Source organism: Variovorax sp. (assembly GCF_965279555.1).
Classification (GTDB): Bacteria; Pseudomonadota; Gammaproteobacteria; order Burkholderiales; family Burkholderiaceae_C; genus Variovorax.
Window position 1 is genome coordinate 1,419,666 of the sequence record NZ_OZ257247.1, and the last position, 17,910, is coordinate 1,437,575.

Sequence of the window (17,910 nt, forward strand, 5' to 3'; positions counted from 1 at the left end):
TGGAGACACACACATGGCAAGCAACACAGCCCATGAGCCGCAAGGCAGGCATCAGTCGAGGAAGGCCGCCGCAAGCGGGTGGATCGGCTCGGCGCTGGAGTATTACGACTTCTTCATCTACGCCACGGCCGCGGCGTTGATCTTTCCGCAGATCTTCTTTCCCAAGGGCGACGCGACGACGGCCATCGTCGCGTCCCTCGCAACCTACGGCGTGGGCTATGTCGCGCGCCCCATCGGCGCCTTCGTGCTCGGCCACTGGGGCGACACGCACGGGCGCAAGCAGGTGCTGGTGCTTTGCATGTTCCTGATGGGCTTCTCCACCGTGGCCGTCGGCCTGCTGCCGACCTACGACCAAGTCGGCCTGCTGGCTCCCGTGCTGCTGGTGCTGCTGCGCCTGGTGCAGGGTTTTGCGGTGGCGGGCGAGATCTCGGGCGCCAGCTCGATGATCCTGGAGCACGCGCCGTTCGGGCGCCGAGGCTTCTTCGCGAGCTTCACGCTGCAGGGCGTGCAGGCCGGCCAGATCCTGGCGGCCGCCGTGTTCCTGCCGCTGGCGCACTACATGCCTGAAGACGCCTTCAACTCGTGGGGCTGGCGCATTCCGTTCCTGCTGAGCTTCCTGGTGATCGTGGCGGGCTACATCATCCGCCGCGAGGTCGACGAGACGCCGGCCTTCGCCGAAGTCGACAAGAAAGGCGAAGTGGCCAAGGCGCCGATCGTCCAGGCCTTCACCGACAGCTGGGCCGACATGCTGCGCGTGGTGTGCATGGCGCTGATGAACGTGATTCCGGTGGTGGCCACGGTGTTCGGCGCGGCCTATGCCGTGCAGGCCGCCTACGGCATCGGCTTCCAGAAGGACGTGTACCTGTGGATTCCAGTGCTCGGCAACATCCTTGCCGTGATCGTGATCCCGTTCGTGGGCAACCTGTCGGACCGCATCGGCCGCCGCCCGCCGATCATCGTCGGCGCGCTGCTCTCGGGGCTGCTTTCCTTCGTGTACCTGTATGCCATCAGCATCCGCAACGTGCCGCTGGCCATCGCCATGTCGCTGCTGATGTGGGGCATCGTGTACCAGGGCTACAACGCTACCTTCCCGAGCTTCTACCCGGAACTGTTCCGCACCCGCAACCGCGTCTCGGCCATGGCCATCTCGCAGAACATCGGCACCACCTTCACCGCGCTGCTGCCCGCGCTGTTCGCCGCCGTGGCGCCTCCGGGCTCGACCAACGTGTGGTTCACCGTGGGCGCCATCACCTTCGCGGTGACCGTGCTCGCGGCCCTCGCGGCACTGAGCGCACGGGAAACCTACCGCGTCCGCATGAACGACCTGGGCAAGCCCGATGCGGTGCCGGTCGACAAGCAGGAGTACGACCGCATGCGCGAGAAGACGCTGCAGGAAGCACGCCTGGCCAAGGCTGCCGCCTGAGGCCGGGGCACGCACCGGGAGGCTGAAGACCTTTCGCCTGCCAAGGGTTGTGGCGCCGTGAAGAATGGCGCCATGACCACATCTTCTTCCTCCCACCTCAAGATCGACTTCGTCTCCGATGTGTCTTGCCCCTGGTGCGCCGTTGGCCTGAGTTCGCTCGAGGCGGCGCTCAGGAAGGTGGCGCCGGACGTCACCGCGGAACTGCATTTCCAGCCCTTCGAGCTGAACCCGCAGATGCCGCCCGAAGGCCAGGACACCTTCGAGCACCTCAACCAGAAGTACGGTTCCACGCTTGAGCAGCAGGCGCAGTCGCGCGAAATGATCCGCCAGCGCGGCGCCGCCGTCGGCTTCGAGTTCAGCCCCGAAGGCCGTCCGCGCGTGTACAACACCTTCAATGCCCACCGCCTGCTGCATTGGGCCGAGCTGGAAAGCCCGGCCAGGCAGGCGGCGCTGAAGAAGCTGCTGCTGAAGGCCTACTTCACCGACAGCCAGAACCCGTCGGACCCCGAAGTGCTGGTGCGCGCCGCCACCGAAGCCGGGCTCGATGCGGCCCGTGCCCGCGAGATCCTGAACAGTGACGAGTTCGCGAAGGAAACCCGCGAACGAGAGCGCATGTACACCGATGCCGGCATCCACTCGGTGCCCGCGATCATCATCAATGACCAGCACCTGATCTCGGGCGGCCAGCCCGTCGAAGTGTTCGAGCGCGCGCTGCGCCAGATTGCCGGCGCTGCACCGGCCAGCCTGTCGACAGCCTGACTTAGCTGGCGCTTAGGCGCCGGCTTTGCGCGGCGTTACGAGGGTAAAGAGCGTCAACGCGGGGCAGGCCGCAGTGGTTGAGGAGAACATCTCCAATCACTGTCACCATCAGGAGCTCCGAAGATGAAGAAGAAAAGCCTAATCACCGCACTCGCCACGTTCACGCTCGTGGCAGCGGCTTCCCTGCCGGCACTGGCCGACGAATACGGCAGGCATCCTTTCTACCTCCATGCCTTGTCCGACCTGCGCACCGCGGCCTGGCAGGTGGACCACCGCCGCCCCGAGGACGGCCAGGTCTCGCGCGACGAGATGGTGGTGCTCGATGAGATCCATGCCGCCATCGGCGACCTGCAGCACGCCGCATGGCTCGACGGCAAGCCCGTCGAATGGCGCGAGCCCACCGACGCATGGCTGCCGCGCGAAGGCCGCCTGCATGCGGCAATCGACCTGCTGCGCAAGGTGCGCTCCGACGTGGCGCGCGAAGAAGACGATCCGCGCTCGCGCCCGTTCCAGCAACGCGGCCTGGCGCATGTCGACGTGGCGCTCAATGCCGCTCAGCACGCCATCGGCGACGTGCGCCACCACGACATGCGCAGGGAGTGAGGGCGGTGGCCACCCCCGGTGGAAATGTGCCGCTGCGCCGCGCATCGTTGGCGCTCGGTGCCTGCGTGCTGGCGCTGCTTGCGGCCTGCGCGAGCACGCCTGGCAGCCAGCGGCCGCTGGTGTCGCTGTCGCTGCCCTCCACGCAGGTCAATGACGCCACGCGCCTGCGCTGGCTCGACCGCGTGAGTTGGGGCGCCAACGCCAGCAGCGACGCCCATCTGGCGCAACGCGGCCTCGCGCTGTGGATGCGCGACCAGCTCAATCCGCGCCCCGCGCCGCTGCCGCCCGCGGCACAGGCGCAGATCGACGCGATGGCCATCTCGCACACGCCGCTCGACCAGCTCGTCATCGGGCTGGAAGCACAGCGCAAGGCGGCCGACGCGCTGCCCGACGAAGACCAGAAGAAGGCCGCGCGTCAGGCTTATCAGCAACAGCTCAACCAGCTGGCGCGCGAGGCGCAGACGCGCTTCCTGCTGCGCGCGCTCTACTCGCCGAACCAGCTGCAGGAGCAGATGACCTGGTTCTGGATGAACCACTTCAACGTCAACCTGCGCAAGGACAACATCCGCGCGATGGTCGGCGACTACGAAGAGAACGCCATCCGCCCGCATGCGCTCGGCAAGTTCCGCGACCTGCTCGGCGCCACGCTGCATCACCCCGCGATGCTGCGCTACCTCGACAACGCGCAGAACGCCGCCAACCGCATCAACGAGAACTACGCGCGCGAGCTGATGGAGCTGCACACGCTGGGCGTGGGCAGCGGCTATTCGCAGGGCGACGTGCAGGAACTGGCACGCGTGCTCACCGGCGTGGGCGTTACCAGTGCACCGCTCGATGCGCCGCCGCCGAACATCCGCCCCGCGGTGCGCGCGGACTACGTGCGCAAGGGCCTGTTCGAGTTCAACCCGAACCGGCATGACTACGGGCCGAAGACACTGCTGGGCCAGCCGATCAAGAGCCACGGCCTGGCCGAGGCCGACGAGGCGCTCGACCGCCTGGCGAGCGCGCCGGCCACCGCGCGCTTCATCTCGCGCAAGCTGGCCGTGTACTTCGTGTCGGACGATCCGCCGCAGGCGCTGGTCGAGCGCATGGCCGCCGCCTTCACGCGCAGCGACGGCGACATCGCCGTCACGCTGAAGGCGATGTTCGAGTCGCCCGAGTTCACCGCGTCGCTGGGCCGCAAGTTCCGCGACCCGGTGCACTACGTGATCGCCGGCGTGCGGCTCGCGTACGACGACCGCGTGGCATTGAACGTCAACCCGATGCTCAACTGGATCAATCGCATGGGCGAGCCGCTGTACGGCCACGAGACGCCCGACGGCTATCCGCTCAACGAGGTGGCCTGGGCGAGTGCCGGGCAGATGAACACGCGCTTCGAGATCGCCCGGGCCATCGGCGCGAACGGCGCGGTGCTGTTCAGGGCGGACGACAAGGCGCCGCTGGAGAAGCCCGCATTTCCGCAACTGGCCGAGTCGCGCGCTGTGCGTGCGATGCAGGCCGGACTGAGCGCGGACACGCGCGAGGCGCTGGCGCAGGCGAAGAACCCGCAGGAGTGGAATACCTTCCTGCTGGCGTCGCCGGAGCTGATGCGCCGCTGAGGTATTCGGTATTTCTCCCTCCCCCGCTGGGGGAGGGCGGGGTGGGGGCAAGCGGCGCATCCACCGGGCGCTCTGCCTGCCCCCATCCCGACTTTCCCCCAGAGGGGGAAGGAGCAAGGCAAAAGAAAGGACAAAACGTCATGCAACGTCGAGAACTCCTGAAGCTCATGGCCGCCGCCCCCTTCGCAGGCGCCGCAGGGCAGCTCATGGCCGCGCCCGCGGCCGAAGGCGCCAAGCTGCTGGTCGTGTTCCTGCGCGGCGCCTACGACTGCAGCAACCTGCTGGTGCCCACCAGCAGCGACTTCTACTACGCCTCGCGCCCCAACATCGCCATCCCGCGCCCCGGCACGCCCAACGGCGCGCTGCCGCTCGACGGCAACTGGGGCCTGCACCCCGCGCTCGCGCAGAGCGTGATGCCGATGTTCCAGCAGAAGCAGGCGTCGTTCATCGCCTTCGCGGGCACCGACGACCTCACGCGCAGCCACTTCGAGACGCAAGACTCCATCGAACTGGGGCAGGCACTCGACAAGCGCCGCGACTACCGCTCGGGTTTCCTCAACCGGCTGGCCGGCGTGCTCGGCGCGGGACCCGTTACCGACGTGTCTCCCATCGCCTTCACCGACCAGTTGCCGATCTCGCTGCGCGGCAACGCCAAGGCCGCCAACATGGCGCTCGCGGGCAACGCGCGCTCGGGCCTCGACGCGCGGCAGAGCCAGGTCATCGCGAACATGTACCGCAACACCTCGCTGGCCCAGCCCGTGGCCGAAGGCTTCCAGGTGCGCGACGAGGTGATGCGCGCGGTGCAGGCCGAGATGGACGCCGCCAGCCGCAACGCCATGACCGCCAAGGGCTTCGAGCTGGTCGCGCGCCGCATGGCGCTGCTGATGCGCGACCGCTTCGACCTCGGCTTCGTCGATGTCGGCGGCTGGGATACCCACGTGGGGCAGGGCGCCGCCACCGGCTACCTCGCCAACCGCTTCGAGGAACTGGGCCGCGGCGTGGCCGGCTTCGCGCAGGAGATGGGCGACGACGCATGGCGCCAGACCGTGGTGGTGGTCATCAGCGAATTCGGCCGCACCTTCCGCGAGAACGGCAACCGGGGGACGGACCATGGGCACGGGACCGTGTACTGGGTGCTTGGCGGCGGGCTGTCGGCGCAGGCCGGCGGGCAAATCGTGGGCGAGCAGCAGGCGCTGACGCAGGCCACGCTGTTCCAGAACCGGGACTATCCGGTGCTCAATGAGTACCGGGCGGTGTTCGGCGGGCTGTTCAAGCGGATGTATGGGCTGTCGCCGGCGCAATTGGCGAAGGTGTTCGATGGGGTGGCGTCTAAGGATTTGCGGCTGGTTTGAGCGCTGTCCGCGCAGGCCCGCTACCGTCGCCGTTTAGCTCGAAGCCCGTATTGGGACTTGAAAAGACACCAGCCGTCGATGCGCAGGTTGATCATCGGCCGCGTCGCTTACGCATGAGACAGCTCGAACTCGGGTGTTCTGAGCACTTTCAATCCAGCAGAAGCTGCGGCTTGGCATGCGCCTTCCGCGTCGTTCCGCTTGATCAAAATGGCGAAGTAGGTGTCGCTGCCGACGTCAATGTGGAGCATCTCGAAACCCAGTGGGGCGGCCCACTTCGCAACCTCGCACAGGCCGCCAGGCACGGTTCTGGCCTTTTCATCGCCTACGCCCCAGCTCCATGGCTCAGGAATACCGAAACCGGTCGCAACCTCCGAGACCTGCCACTCCACTTCCTCGGACGCCTTCCAATCGCATTGGATGACAAACCATTGCCCGGCCGCTTGACCCTCTTTGCCGAGGGCGACCTCCTCGAACGCTTCCGATGAGTTGCCATACCTGTCGAAGCTGGCAAGCATCACCTCCATGAGGCGACGCCTTTCAGCTTCATCCAGGTGTGCAGTCGCCACGCGCGTGAAACGCCTCAAGGCTTCTCTTCGCGCAGGGGCGGGCGCTTCTTTAGCGCCACCTGCGACCGTGTTCACCGCGAGAGGAGCCGATGAAAATTGATCAGGCTTCGGTTCGGCATTGCGACGAAATAGTCCGGCTAAATATTTGAGCATTGAGCTTCCTGTCTATGGTCGGCGGGATTCAGTTGATGATCTCTCCCATGCCGACGCGCACGCGTTCCTTGAGTTGCAGTATGTACTCCGCGTCGAAGAGCTCCCAGGTCTGCAGTTCACCGACGATCCGCAGCGGCTCTCGGCTGCGGTACGAGCGCGTGGGATTGCCGGGAAACTTCTTGTCGGTGACATTGGGGTCGTCTTCGAAGGCGCCAGTGGGTTCGACGATGTAGACACGGCCACGGCCGTCGCCCTTCGCCATTTCCGCGGCCAGCCCCGCGCCCTTTGGCCACGCGGTGAAGTAGATGTGGTTCATGACGACGCGCTCGTCGTAGTTCGAGCAGAAGCCTGCGGTGAGCAGGTCGCCCACCCGGAGGTCTGCCCGCGTGCCGTGGAAGTAAGGGCCGGTTTGCAAGAAAGCCATTGCGGGTTGCTCCTCTGCACAACTTGAAGGCCGCGCAGTTTAAGGCCTCAGTGTCAGCCAGCGCACAGCGCTATTCGCTTCGCCGCCATCGCTTAAAGATGGGGCTTGAACCAGAGCCAGGCCGCGGTCCCTGAGCCCAGACCTCGGGCGGCAGCGCACGGATCCTGGCCGAATTCTGCCCGTCGTGATGACTAAGCATCGAGGATCGCCCATCGCTCGTGATCGCACCAACGTCCGTTGATGTTCAAGTAGCGAGGTGAATACCCTTCCTGCATGAAACCGCAGGCTTTCACAAGCGCGATCGATGCGACATTGGTCGGCTGGATGTTGGCCTCCAGTCGATGCAACTTGAGGTCTTGGAAAGCAAATCGAACCACCTCTTCCAACCCCTTTCGCATCAGGCCTTGTCTCTCGTGACCGGCGAAGACGTAGTAGCCGAGGTAGCCACTTTGGAATGCGCCCCTGACGATATTGGTGATGTTGAAGACGCCCACAAGGCAATCGTCGGCATGCCGGCAAACAAGAAATGCCGCGTTTTCCGGCGTGGACATTTTTTCCATGTAAGCCCGAAAATTTTCAGGCGTGGATGGTGGCGAGGTCCAAGGACTGTGAAGGTCGCCGCTCTTCTTGACCGACGCCAAGAACTCGCGCTCGTCGGACGACTCAGGTGGCCGAAGATAGACAGGCTGTGGCATTTCGGGTGTGGGCAAGGTCTGAGGAATTGGCGACATCTTGCCCGACCGAACAGGCGCCCTTCATCCAGCAGAACTCGGTTTTCGCCCCTCGGCTTGACGGGCTTTCCAAAGACCGCTTACATTGCCTGCGCCTCGTGATGAGCGGGGCCGGGTTTAGCAGCCCGCTGACATCCTGCGACGAAAGCCGCAGTTACCGCACATGGCCTGCGGCTTTTTCGTTCGCGCTTCCTTATTTAGGCGGCTCGGACGGGAGGGCTTGCGCCCTGCCGGTTTCCGCAAGGATGTCCCGGTCTGCTAACCCGTTCGAGCTGCCGCCCTCGTTTAGCAGCGGGTGCGTCGGTTTCTGCAAATCGACATCCTTGGAGGGCTTATGCCCGTTGCTTCAAACCCCGGTTGCCCTTGCGCACCGCACCGTCCCGCCGCCCAGTTCAAGCCCTTCGAATGGATCGAGGCCGAGCGGCTCGACCCCCACCAACAAATCCAGGCCGCATTTCTCAACGACGCGCGCGACGTGGTCCAGGGCGCATGCACGTTGGCCCAATTGCTCGCCTGGGACGAAGACCGACGCGATGCCGACTTGTCCGCCACAGACCCCGCGCCGCTCTTCGATGCCTGCCAGCGCGGCGCTTTGCAGCGATTGCTCTCGGTGTCGCTGAGCCTGCTTCATGCCCGCATCGAAAGCCAGTGCGACGCCCTGACGCCCTGAGCGCCTGTGCCATCATCTTCGGATGACCAGCAGCACACCCCACAGCGCATTCAGCAGTTCCGACGTAGTCGCCAAATACGCCGAAGGCCCGAAGCGGAACGTGCCCGGCTACAGCGGCATCCTGCCCATGACGCGCATCCTGCTCGGCGAGCGCGTTCCCGCGCAAGGCCGGGTGCTGGTGGTGGGCGCCGGTGGCGGCCTCGAGATGGAAGACCTGGCGCTCGCCAACCCCGGATGGACGATCGACGGCGTCGACCCCAGCGCCCCGATGCTCGAACTCGCGGCGAGCCGGCTGGGCCCGCTGATGTCGCGGATGGCCTTGCACGAAGGCTATGTGCATGACGCCCCCGCCGGCCCTTTCGACGGCGCCACATGCCTGCTGACCTTTCACTTCGTGCCGCCTGAGCAGCGCTTGCCCACGGCAAGGGAAATCCACCGCCGCCTGAAGCCGGGTGCGCCCTTCGTCGTTGCCCATCTCAGCGTGGACGACGGCGAGGGCGAGCGCGACATGTGGATGAAGCGCTACGCGGCTTTCCTCGTCTCATCGGGTTCCGAGCCGCGACAGGCGGCCGCCACGCGAGAAAAGGTCGAGAAAGAGCTGACGATCCTCTCGCCATCACAGGACGAAGCCATCCTGCGCGAAGCCGGCTTCAACGACGTGAGGCTTTTCTACGTGGGCTTCACGTTCAGGGGCTGGGTCGCCTACGCGTGACGAACTTCGCGGGCCTGCCGCCTCACGCCGTGTCCCTTCTTCGCGCCGCGCGCCTTGCGCGAAGCGCCGAGCCCTTTCTTGCGAGCGGCGGCTTCAAGAGCGAGCGCTGCGCGGGCTGCAGGCTGAGGCCCAGCCATTGCATGTGCGCCCTGCGCCCGTCAGTGCCAACGCGCGCGGGCGTGTGCCTGCTCATGGCCGACATCGAACCGCTCAAGCCGACCAACACCGGTTGGCTCATCGCCGACGTGGTGGCCGACACCTTCGCTTTCGGCTGGGCGCGCACCGAGGTCGATCCCGCTCTGCTTGCCCTGCTGGCCGATCCGCAATGGCAGCCTTGCGTGGTGTTCCCGGGCCAGTACGCCGCGCCGGAGCGGGTGGTGACCGCGGTGCAGCCAGCCCATGCCGACGGCGGCAAGCGCCCGCTCTTCATCCTGTTCGATGCCACCTGGGCCGAGGCGCGAAAGATGTTCCGCAGGAGCCCGTACCTCGACCGGCTGCCTGTGCTGAGCCTGCAGCCGGAGCAGATCACGCAATACAAGCTGCGCAACTCCGGCCGTGAGGATCACTTCTGCACCAGCGAGGTGGCCGCCATGTGCATGAGCCTGGCAGGCGAGCATGCCGTCGAACAGACGCTGGAGGCTTACCTCGCCGTGTTCACGCACCACTACCTGCGCGCGAAGAACCAGCAGCCGATTGCATGGGATGGCGACGCGCATCGGCGGCTGCGCGAAGCGCGCGGCCCGCAAACGACCCACCCGGTTTCCTTCTCATGACCCACCTTGTCTTCGTCTTCGGCACCCTTAAAGAGGGCTTCCCAAACTTCGCGACCAATCGCGGCAAGCGTGTCGCGGGGGAGTTCTCTACGGTGGAGCGATATCCGCTGTACCTGATCGGCGAGCGCTTCTCTCCGTGGCTTGTGTTTTCGGCAGGCGAGGGCGAGCGGGTGGTCGGGCAAGTCTTCGAGGTCGATCAGGCGGCGCTGGATGCGATGGACGTGCTTGAAAGAGTGACCGAGGCTGATGGCTATCGCCGCGTTTCGATTGCCGTCCAGCGGGTCGATGGTGAATCGCGCTCGGAGCTCTCGGTGCAGGCGTACGTCAAGGCGCCGGAGCACTTCCGTGTGGCGGATGTGAAGGCGGGGCCGTTGGGGGAGTACACGATGGCGCATGCCGGGCTCTACCGTTCGCGTGCCTCGGCAGGCTGACAGCGGAACCGGTTCGGCAATCCGGCGCGCGCTGTCACCCGGACCTCCTCACATCGGTGGCATCTTCTCGAACTTCTGCAACCCCGGGTCCAGAAAATCCCATTCATACCCCCGCACGGCATACGTGACGACCTGCGGCTTGTACCGCCCCGGATCATCCAGACTCGCCGCATGCACCGTGAAGATGTCGGGCATGGCCGCAAAGGTCATGTACACGGGCGAGCCGCAGGTCGGGCAGAACGCGCGTGTCTTGACGTTGCCGCTGTCGCCGACCATGTCCCACAGCGTGGCGTTGCCGCTGTGCTTCACGCCGCCGCGCACAAAGGTGAGGTACGAGCCGTGCCCCGTGCCGCTCTTGCGCTGGCAGTCGCGGCACTGGCAGTGGTTCTGGAAGACGGGTTCGGTCGCAATTCCATAGCGGATGGCGCCGCAAGCGCAGCCGCCGGTGTAGGCATGGGTCATCTGGTTTGTCCTTTCGAAGCGGGAGGCAACCAATCTAGCCGGGCAGGGCGGCTGCGGGGGAGTAACAAGTTCGTCGTGAGTCGGCTGGCAAATCGGCAGATGTAACGCGAAAGGATTGTCAATTCAGCGGCTCCTGCTTTGAAGTTCTTACAACTTCAGCGCCGTTCATGCCGCTTTCAGACGGTAAAGTGCTGACCTCCGGGCGCGAATTGTTTACGCGCCATTTCCCTCCGCCTCCCGCTCCCCCGTTTCTTCCTCTTCATGTCCAACCTCATCGTGCACGGCGGTACGCCGCTGCGTGGCCGCATCACCCCCTCCGCCAACAAGAACGCCGTACTGCCGGTGCTTTGTGCCACCTTGCTCACCTGGGAGCCGCTGCGGCTGCACGGGGTGCCCGACATCACCGACGTGCGCAAGATCCTGGAGATTTTCCGCACCCTGGGCAGCGACGTTCGCATGGACCACGAGACGGGCACGCTCGAACTGCATCACCGCGAGACCACCTTCGACGCCTCGCTGCACCGCCTGCCCGAGGAAATGCGCTCTTCGATCATGCTGGTGCCGCCGCTGCTCGCGCGCTTTGGCGTGGCGCGGCTGGAAGACAACGTGAAGGGCTGCACGCTGGGCGTGCGCGAGATCGATCCGCATGTGGAGGTGTTCCAGCGCTTCGGCGGCGAAGTGGAGCGCACCGAGGGCTCGCTGCTGGTTTACAGCAAGAGCCGGCTGACGCCCACCGACCACTGGCTGGACTACGCCTCGGTCACGACCACCGAGAACTTCGTGCTGTGCGCGGCCGCCGCGGGCGGCACGTCGACGCTGACCAACGCAGCGTCGGAGCCGCACGTGCAGGAGTTCTGCCGCTTCATGGCCATGATCGGCGTGCGCATCGACGGCATGGGCACTTCGCGGCTCACGGTGCATGGCGGCGGCACTCTCAAGGGTGGGGAGTTCCGCTTCGACGAAGACTTCCACGAGATCACCACCTTCCTCGCGCTCGGCGCCATTACCGGCGGCGACGTGGTGGTGCGCAACAGCGCGCCTGAGAACTTTCCGCTGCTGGACCGCACCTTCGCCAAGTTCGGCGTGCAGATCGTGCATGAAGACGGCTGGTCGCGCGCGCTGCGCAGCGGTCCGCTGAAGGTGCAGACACCGTTCACGAGCAACGTGCTGACCAAGGTGGAGGCGGCGCCTTGGCCGTACTTTCCGGTCGACCTGCTGCCGATCTTCATTGCGCTGGGCGTGCGCGCCCAGGGCAACGCGATGTTCTGGAACAAGGTGTACGACGGCGCGCTGGGCTGGACCGGCGAGCTGTCGAAGTTCGGCGCGCATGTGTTCTCTTCGGACCCGCACCGGCTCATTACTTTCGGCGGCAATCCGCTGACGCCTGCGGTGGTCGAGAGCCCCTACATCATTCGAGTGGCGATCGCGCTGTTCATGGTGGCGGCGAGCATCGAAGGCCGCTCGGAAATTCGCAACGCCACGCCGATCCGCCGCGCGCACCCGCGCTTCGTGGAAAACCTGCGCAGCCTGGGCGTGCAGGTGGAGTGGACCAGCGAGGAATAAAGCGAATTGAGGCCAGGCGGGCTGCCAGCGGCAGTCCGTGCCTCAGAACGACGGCACCGGGTTGCGCCCGCTGCCCGGCACGTAGCTGCCCTTTCGGTAGGCGTACACCACGGTGCTGTCGACCGACTCGGCGCGCGCGCCGGCACCGGAGGTGCGCGTGCCGCTGAACACCAGGCGCATCTCGCCAGGCTCGTCGTCGGTGCCGAGCGCGAATTGCGCCGAGCCTTCGACCTCGAAGCAGCTGCCGCGCGGTGGTGTCTCGGGGCTTTCGTTGGCCAGCACCTGCTCGCAGGCTTCGTCGGCGCCGCCGTTGCTCGCCGACAGCGGAATGCCGTCGACCATCTGGCGCACCTCGCTCGTGCCCAGTTCGTAGACCGAAAGCCAGCTGCCGCAGTAGCCCTGCCAGCAGCTGCCGCTGGTGGCGGTGAGCACGAAGTGCTGCGGCGCGATGCGCTCGATGGCGGTCTTGCCGATGCTGCCCATGAAGCCCTGATAGCCGACCGCGTCGTTGCGCTTGGACAGCGCCCAGCCGTCGTTGCCCTGTTCGAAGAAGTAGGCGCCGATCCAGGCGCCGGCCACATGGGCGTTCGTGGGCTGGCCCTGGTCGTCCAGCGGCACGGTCTCGGTCAGCATCACGGCGTGGGTGTCGTCCAGGCGCACCACCTCGCGCGGCGACACGTCGGCCTGCTGCTCGCCTTCGCTGTCGGGCACGGGCTTGCCGTCGTTGCCGATGTCGGGTAGCGCCACGGTGCCGACGCGGGCCTTGTCCTTGTCTTCCCAGCCGGGAAAGACCAGCGGCATCAGGTCGCCGCGCTTCAGGGTGGCCGAAAAAGCCGGCGCGGAGAGCTCGGCGGCCGGTGCCAGTGCTTCCTCGGTTGCGGCCGGAACGTCAGCGGCGGTGTTGCTGCTGTCTTCCTGGGAGCAGCCGGCCAGCGCGAGGAGCGCGGCAACAACGGCCACCTTGGCCAGGGCGGCTCGCGGCCTGTCGGAACTGGGGATGTGCATGCCCGCGATTGTGCCGAAGCCGCGTGCGGATGACCCCGCCGCCGCCGTCACTTCCCCGCAGACCGGACAATGGCCGCTCCCCGACACTCCAGGACGCATTTCGAATGACGACGCTGCAGCAGATCCTCGGCACCGAACTCCCTCTCATCCAGGCGCCCATGGCCGGCGTGCAAGGCAGCGCGATGGCGATCGCGGTCAGCAACGCGGGCGGGCTCGGTTCGCTTCCGGGCGCCATGCTGAGCCCCGACGTCATGCGCAGCGAGCTCACGGCCATTCGCGCGGGCACGAACAGGCCTTTCAACGTCAATTTCTTCTGCCACACCCCGCCGGAGCCGAGCGCCGAGCGCGAAGCCGCATGGCGCGCAGCCCTGGCGCCGTACTACGCGGAGCACGGCATCGACGCCGCGAGCATTCCCGCCGGGCCGGGGCGCAACCCGTTCAGCGCGGATGTGGCCGACCTGATCGCCGAGTTCCGCCCCCCGGTGGTGAGCTTTCATTTCGGGCTGCCGTCCGAGGCGCTGCTGGCCCGGGTGCGCGGCTGGGGCGCGAAGGTGCTGGCTTCGGCCACCACGCTCGACGAGGCGCTGTGGCTCGAGGCGCGAGGCGCGGATGCGGTCATTGCCCAGGGCCTGGAGGCCGGCGGGCATCGCGGGCACTTCCTGTCGCATGACCTGACGAAGCAGCTCGGCACCTTCGTGCTGCTGCCGCAGTTGGTGCGGGCCGTCAAGCTGCCGGTGATCGCGGCCGGCGGCATCGCCGATGCGAACGGCGTGGCCGCCGCGATGGCGCTGGGCGCGGCAGGCGTGCAGATCGGCACTGCCTACATGCTGACGAACGAGGCGACCACCAGCGCGCTGCACCGCGCCGCGCTCAAGAGCGAAGCCGCGCGCCATACGGCGCTGACCAATCTCTTCACCGGCCGGCCCGCGCGCGGCATCGTGAACCGCGTGATGCGCGACCTGGGTCCCATCGGCGCGGCGGCGCCGGAGTTCCCGCTGGCCACCTCGGGCATTGCGCCGCTTCGTGCCAAGGCCGAGGCAAAGGGCAGCGGCGATTTTTCTCCGCTGTGGTCGGGCCAGAACGCGACCGGCTGCCGCGAGGTGCCGGCGGCCGAACTCACGCGCGAACTGGCACGCGGCTTTCAGGCAATCCGATAAGCACCGCTACCACCCCATGACCCAACTTCACCTGCCCCTCAAATTCCTCGAACACGCGGCCCGGCCGGGCACTGCCGAACCCTGGCTGCTGGTGCTGATGCACGGCGTCGGCAGCAACGAGCAGGACCTGTTCGGTCTCGCGCGCATGATGCCCCCGCACTTTCATGTGCTGAGCCTGCGCGCGCCGTATGTGCTGTCGCCTGATGCCTATGCGTGGTTCGAGTTCCAGTTCCTGCCGAACGGCGAGCGTCTGATCAACGAAGAGCAGGAGCGCGAGAGCCGCTTCCTCGTCGGCGAGATGATCGCCTCGGCCGGCCAGCAGCTCGGCGTGCCGCCGGAGCGTGTGATCGTCGGCGGCTTCAGCCAGGGCGGGATCATGGCGCTGTCGCTGCTGCTGACCAAGCCCCAGAGCGTGCGCGCCGCGATGGTGTGGCACAGCCGGCTGCTGTCGCAAGTGGTGCCGAATGTCGCGCCGGCCGAGGCCTTCGAGGGCAAGGCGCTGTGGGTGAGCCACGGCAGTTCTGACAACGTGATTCCGCCCAGCGCGGCTGAAGTGACGCGCGAACTGGCGCGCACCTTGCCGCTGACGCTGTCGGGCGGCGATTTTCCGGGCGCCCACGAGATCCGCCCGGCCGAGCTGCAGGCCACGCTGGCGTGGCTGCAGGCGCTCAGCGCGTCGCCAGACGCGCCGTGACCATCGCTTCCATCTCCGCGAGCCAGCAGCCGTTGTCGCTGCCGGCTTCGGGCTGCACCAGCAGACGGTAGCGGCGGGCGCCCCAGCAGGCGGTCAGCAGGGCGTGGATGGTGTCTGGCGAGGGCTGCGGCTCCAGGTCCGTGCAGGCCGCGAAGGCCCGCAGCCACCGTGCCGCGAGTTCGTCGTACACCCGGCGATGGTGCTTGGGCTCGGCCACGCGGTGTTCGAGCATCAGCATTTCGTGGTCGAAGGCGGGCAGCCCTTCGAGCTGCGTGTCGCAGGTGATGCGCACCAGGCGCGGCACCCGCTCGCGCCAGCCGATGTCTTCGAGTGCGATCACATCCGCGTCGAGCCGCGCGAGCAGCGCCTCGATGCAGTGGCGCACATAGCCCGAGAGCAGGGCTTCCTTGTCGGGAAAGTAGTCGTACAGAGTGCCGACCGCGATGCCGGTTTCCAGTGCCACGGCGCGGGTGGTCACGCCTTCCCAGCCGTGCGCGTTCCAAATCCGAACAAAGGCGTCGTAGATCGCCTGCACGGTGAACTTGCTGCGTGCCTGCGTAGGGCGTTTCAGGGGCTTGGAGCGGGGTGCGTCCGGCATCGACGGGTTTCCGAACCCGCCGCGAAGCGGGCCGCCATACAGTTTGCGAATGAACAACGCATTCACTTTAACCCGCCTCCAGACGCGCAAGAACGCACTCGGCACTACCCGTGTCGTGACCACGGAGGACACCGGCGCATTGCAACCCGGCGAGGTGCTGATGAAGATCGGCCGCTTCTCGCTGACCACCAACAACATCACCTACGCGGCCTTCGGCGACGCGGTCATGAAGTATTGGCAGTTCTTTCCGACCGGCGATGGCGACTGGGGCCACATGCCGGCCTGGGGCTTCGCCGACGTGGCCGCCTCGAACGTGGAGGGCGTGGCGGTGGGCGAGCGCTTCTACGGCTACTTCCCGATCGCGAGCCACCTGCGCATGCAGCCGGTGCGCGTGACGCCGCGCGGCTTCTACGACGGCGCCTCGCACCGCAGCGAACTGGTGTCGGCCTACAACCAGTACATGCGCTGCAGCAACGACGCGGGCTACGTTGCCGCGCTGGAGGACTACCAGATGCTGGTGCGTCCGCTGTTCATCACTTCTTTCATGCTGGCCGACTTCCTGGAAGACAACGGCTTCTTCGGCGCGAAGCAGGTGGTGGTGTCGAGCGCGTCGAGCAAGACCGCGTTCGGCACGGCCTTCTGCCTGGGCAAGCGTGAAGGGCTGACGCTGATTGCCGCCACGTCCAACGGCAATCGCGCCTTCGTGGAAGGCCTTGGCTGCTACGACCGCACGCTGGCCTATGAAGAGATCGCCACGCTGCCGTCCGACGTGCCCACGCTGTATGTCGACTTCTCGGGCAACGACGAACTGCGCACGACGGTGCACCACCACTTCGGCGAATCGCTGGTCTACGACTGCTATGCGGGATCGGCGCAGAAGACCGAGTTCCTCGGCGATACCACGTCGCTGCCCGGACCCACGCCGCAGCTCTATTTCGCGCCGGTGCAGATCCGCAAGCGAAATGCCGACTGGGGTCCGCAGGAGGTCAACCGCCGTTTCAACGAGGCGCAGGGCCGGTTCATTGCCGAGATCAGCCGCCCCGGCAACCGCTGGATGGCGCTGGCGCAGGGTGAAGGCTTCGCGCATGCGCAGGCGGTGATCGCCGACCTGCACGCTGGCAGGGTCGACCCGCGGCAAGCGCATGTGGTGCGGCTCGCAGACTGACTGAACTTCTGCCGGGTCGGCACGTCACAGGGCGTTACGACGATGGGGACGATGCGGACGCGGCGGTGCCCTTATTGGTGCACCATAGCCTTCGTCTCCCTGTGCCTTCCACGCCAGCCAAAGGAAACCGACCCATGCCTGAAAGCGACATCCGCGACACGCGCGACGCGCCCGAATTCCGCCCCCGCCGTGAAACGCCCGTGGGCACGATCATCGTCATCGTGCTGGTGCTGCTGGCGGCCGCCTTCTTCGGCTGGCGCTGGTACCAGCAACAGCAAAAGCCGCCGGAGCCCGCGCCCGTGGCCGCGGCGCCCGCCGATGCACCACCGCCTCCACCCCCCGCCCGTGCCGAGCCCACCGGCCCGCAGAACCCCGTGGATGCGCTCGCGCCGCCTGACGCCGCGCTGCCCAAGCTCGCCGATTCCGATTCGCGCGTGATGAAGGCACTGGCCGATCTGCTGGGCGCGAAGAACGCCGAGAGCTTCCTGCGTTCCGACGGCATCGTGCGGCGCTTCGTGGCCACGGTCGACAACCTCGCGCGCGAGCAGGCGCCCGCCAGCGCATGGCCGGTGCAGCCCACGGGCCAGCGCTTCATCACCGAGGGGCAGGGCGAGGCGCAGACCATTTCCGCCAACAACGCGGCGCGCTACAACGGCTTCGTGCTGCTGGTGCAATCGGTCGATCCGGCCAAGGCCGCGGCGGTGTACGCCAGGCTCTATCCGCTGTTCCAGCAGGCCTATGAAGAGCTGGGCTACCCGGGGCGCTACTTCAACGACCGGCTCATCGCGGTGATCGACAACCTGCTGCAGGCGCCCGAGCCCAAGGGCCCGGTGCAGGTGCGGCTGGTCGAGGTGAAGGGCGACGTGCCTTCGCAGCGCCCCTGGGTGCGCTACGAGTACGTCGACCAGGAGCTGGAGAAAGCGAGCTCCGGCCAGAAGATCATGGTGCGAATGGGGCCGGAGAACGAGCGCAAGATGAAGGCCAGCCTGCGCGGGCTGCGTCAGCAGATCGCGACCGCCGACATCGCGAAGAAGAAGTCGCAGTAGCCAGCCGCAATAGACCGGCCGGCCC

At 66.7% G+C, this 17,910-nt stretch carries 20 protein-coding genes; 14 read left to right on the forward strand and 6 right to left on the reverse strand.

Translation table 11 applies throughout. From position 1 onward, the window contains the following. The first annotated feature begins 13 nt into the window (after positions 1-13). From ACQY8B_RS06920 to ACQY8B_RS06940, 5 genes are all read left to right on the forward strand, one after another. Positions 14-1,423: an MFS transporter gene (locus ACQY8B_RS06920; protein WP_422086015.1), complete on the forward strand. Its 1,410-nt coding sequence runs from the start codon at positions 14-16 to the stop codon at positions 1,421-1,423. Between the two features lie 72 nt (positions 1,424-1,495). Then, positions 1,496-2,182, forward strand: coding sequence for a DsbA family oxidoreductase (locus ACQY8B_RS06925; RefSeq protein ID WP_422086016.1), 687 nt, complete (start codon positions 1,496-1,498; stop codon positions 2,180-2,182). Positions 2,183-2,305: 123 nt separating this feature from the next. Further along, entirely contained in the window at positions 2,306-2,785 is a 480-nt protein-coding gene (locus tag ACQY8B_RS06930; protein ID WP_422086017.1) for a hypothetical protein, read from the forward strand. 5 nt (positions 2,786-2,790) lie between these two features. Next, on the forward strand, positions 2,791-4,383 hold the full coding sequence (locus ACQY8B_RS06935; RefSeq protein ID WP_422086018.1) for a DUF1800 domain-containing protein: 1,593 nt from the start codon (positions 2,791-2,793) through the stop codon (positions 4,381-4,383). 140 nt (positions 4,384-4,523) lie between these two features. Beyond that, on the forward strand, positions 4,524-5,735 hold the full coding sequence (locus ACQY8B_RS06940; RefSeq protein ID WP_422086019.1) for a DUF1501 domain-containing protein: 1,212 nt from the start codon (positions 4,524-4,526) through the stop codon (positions 5,733-5,735). Between the two features lie 107 nt (positions 5,736-5,842). Here ACQY8B_RS06940 and ACQY8B_RS06945 read toward each other — a convergent pair whose 3' ends face one another. The 3 genes from ACQY8B_RS06945 to ACQY8B_RS06955 form a co-directional block, all read right to left on the reverse strand. Next, complete coding sequence (locus ACQY8B_RS06945) at positions 5,843-6,454, reverse strand: DUF6630 family protein (protein WP_422086020.1); 612 nt, start codon at positions 6,452-6,454, stop codon at positions 5,843-5,845. Positions 6,455-6,482: 28 nt separating this feature from the next. Then, on the reverse strand, positions 6,483-6,878 hold the full coding sequence (gene arr / locus ACQY8B_RS06950) for an NAD(+)--rifampin ADP-ribosyltransferase (RefSeq protein ID WP_422086021.1): 396 nt from the start codon (positions 6,876-6,878) through the stop codon (positions 6,483-6,485). A 191-nt stretch (positions 6,879-7,069) separates the two neighbouring features. After that, complete coding sequence (locus ACQY8B_RS06955) at positions 7,070-7,588, reverse strand: GNAT family N-acetyltransferase (protein WP_422086022.1); 519 nt, start codon at positions 7,586-7,588, stop codon at positions 7,070-7,072. A gap of 355 nt (positions 7,589-7,943) precedes the next feature. On the opposite strand from ACQY8B_RS06955, the gene ACQY8B_RS06960 reads away from it, so the two are divergent. Genes ACQY8B_RS06960 through ACQY8B_RS06975 form a run of 4 tightly spaced genes read left to right on the forward strand, consistent with a single transcriptional unit; the run spans position 7,944 to position 10,195 of the window. Beyond that, positions 7,944-8,279: a hypothetical protein gene (locus tag ACQY8B_RS06960; protein WP_422086023.1), complete on the forward strand. Its 336-nt coding sequence runs from the start codon at positions 7,944-7,946 to the stop codon at positions 8,277-8,279. A 22-nt stretch (positions 8,280-8,301) separates the two neighbouring features. Beyond that, a complete protein-coding gene (locus tag ACQY8B_RS06965) occupies positions 8,302-8,991 on the forward strand; it encodes a class I SAM-dependent methyltransferase (protein ID WP_422086024.1) in 690 nt (229 codons plus the stop codon). Between the two features lie 29 nt (positions 8,992-9,020). Next, positions 9,021-9,764: a tRNA-uridine aminocarboxypropyltransferase gene (locus ACQY8B_RS06970; RefSeq protein WP_422086025.1), complete on the forward strand. Its 744-nt coding sequence runs from the start codon at positions 9,021-9,023 to the stop codon at positions 9,762-9,764. Further along, positions 9,761-10,195 (forward strand): gamma-glutamylcyclotransferase family protein, encoded by a 435-nt coding sequence (locus ACQY8B_RS06975; protein WP_422086026.1) that lies wholly within the window; start codon positions 9,761-9,763, stop codon positions 10,193-10,195. The genes ACQY8B_RS06970 and ACQY8B_RS06975 overlap by 4 nt, the downstream gene beginning before the upstream one ends. Before the next feature lie 48 nt (positions 10,196-10,243). Here ACQY8B_RS06975 and ACQY8B_RS06980 read toward each other — a convergent pair whose 3' ends face one another. After that, a complete protein-coding gene (locus tag ACQY8B_RS06980) occupies positions 10,244-10,657 on the reverse strand; it encodes a GFA family protein (protein ID WP_422086027.1) in 414 nt (137 codons plus the stop codon). Positions 10,658-10,918: 261 nt separating this feature from the next. Between ACQY8B_RS06980 and ACQY8B_RS06985 the strand changes: the two genes are divergently transcribed. Next, positions 10,919-12,220 carry a UDP-N-acetylglucosamine 1-carboxyvinyltransferase gene (locus ACQY8B_RS06985; RefSeq protein WP_422086028.1) on the forward strand — a complete coding sequence of 434 codons (1,302 nt, stop codon included), beginning with the start codon at positions 10,919-10,921 and terminating at the stop codon, positions 12,218-12,220. Between the two features lie 42 nt (positions 12,221-12,262). Here ACQY8B_RS06985 and ACQY8B_RS06990 read toward each other — a convergent pair whose 3' ends face one another. Next, a complete protein-coding gene (locus ACQY8B_RS06990) occupies positions 12,263-13,225 on the reverse strand; it encodes a hypothetical protein (RefSeq protein WP_422086029.1) in 963 nt (320 codons plus the stop codon). Positions 13,226-13,329: 104 nt separating this feature from the next. On the opposite strand from ACQY8B_RS06990, the gene ACQY8B_RS06995 reads away from it, so the two are divergent. Both ACQY8B_RS06995 and ACQY8B_RS07000 read left to right on the forward strand, forming a co-directional pair. Then, a complete protein-coding gene (locus ACQY8B_RS06995; RefSeq protein WP_422086030.1) occupies positions 13,330-14,382 on the forward strand; it encodes an NAD(P)H-dependent flavin oxidoreductase in 1,053 nt (350 codons plus the stop codon). 16 nt (positions 14,383-14,398) lie between these two features. Continuing rightward, the gene (locus ACQY8B_RS07000) at positions 14,399-15,076 is read left to right on the forward strand and encodes an alpha/beta hydrolase (RefSeq protein ID WP_422086031.1); all 678 of its coding nucleotides are present in this window, start codon (positions 14,399-14,401) and stop codon (positions 15,074-15,076) included. Here the strand turns inward: ACQY8B_RS07000 and ACQY8B_RS07005 are convergent. Beyond that, positions 15,051-15,674, reverse strand: a complete 624-nt coding sequence (locus ACQY8B_RS07005) for a TetR/AcrR family transcriptional regulator (protein WP_422086032.1) — start codon at positions 15,672-15,674, stop codon at positions 15,051-15,053. The genes ACQY8B_RS07000 and ACQY8B_RS07005 overlap by 26 nt on opposite strands. A 49-nt stretch (positions 15,675-15,723) precedes the next feature. Here ACQY8B_RS07005 and ACQY8B_RS07010 point away from each other — a divergent pair, with 49 nt between their 5' ends. Together ACQY8B_RS07010 and ACQY8B_RS07015 are read left to right on the forward strand one after the other, a co-directional pair. After that, a complete protein-coding gene (locus tag ACQY8B_RS07010; protein WP_422086033.1) occupies positions 15,724-16,839 on the forward strand; it encodes a DUF2855 family protein in 1,116 nt (371 codons plus the stop codon). A 134-nt stretch (positions 16,840-16,973) separates the two neighbouring features. Then, the gene (locus tag ACQY8B_RS07015) at positions 16,974-17,885 is read left to right on the forward strand and encodes a DUF3014 domain-containing protein (protein WP_422086034.1); all 912 of its coding nucleotides are present in this window, start codon (positions 16,974-16,976) and stop codon (positions 17,883-17,885) included. Positions 17,886-17,910: the final 25 nt, after the last annotated feature.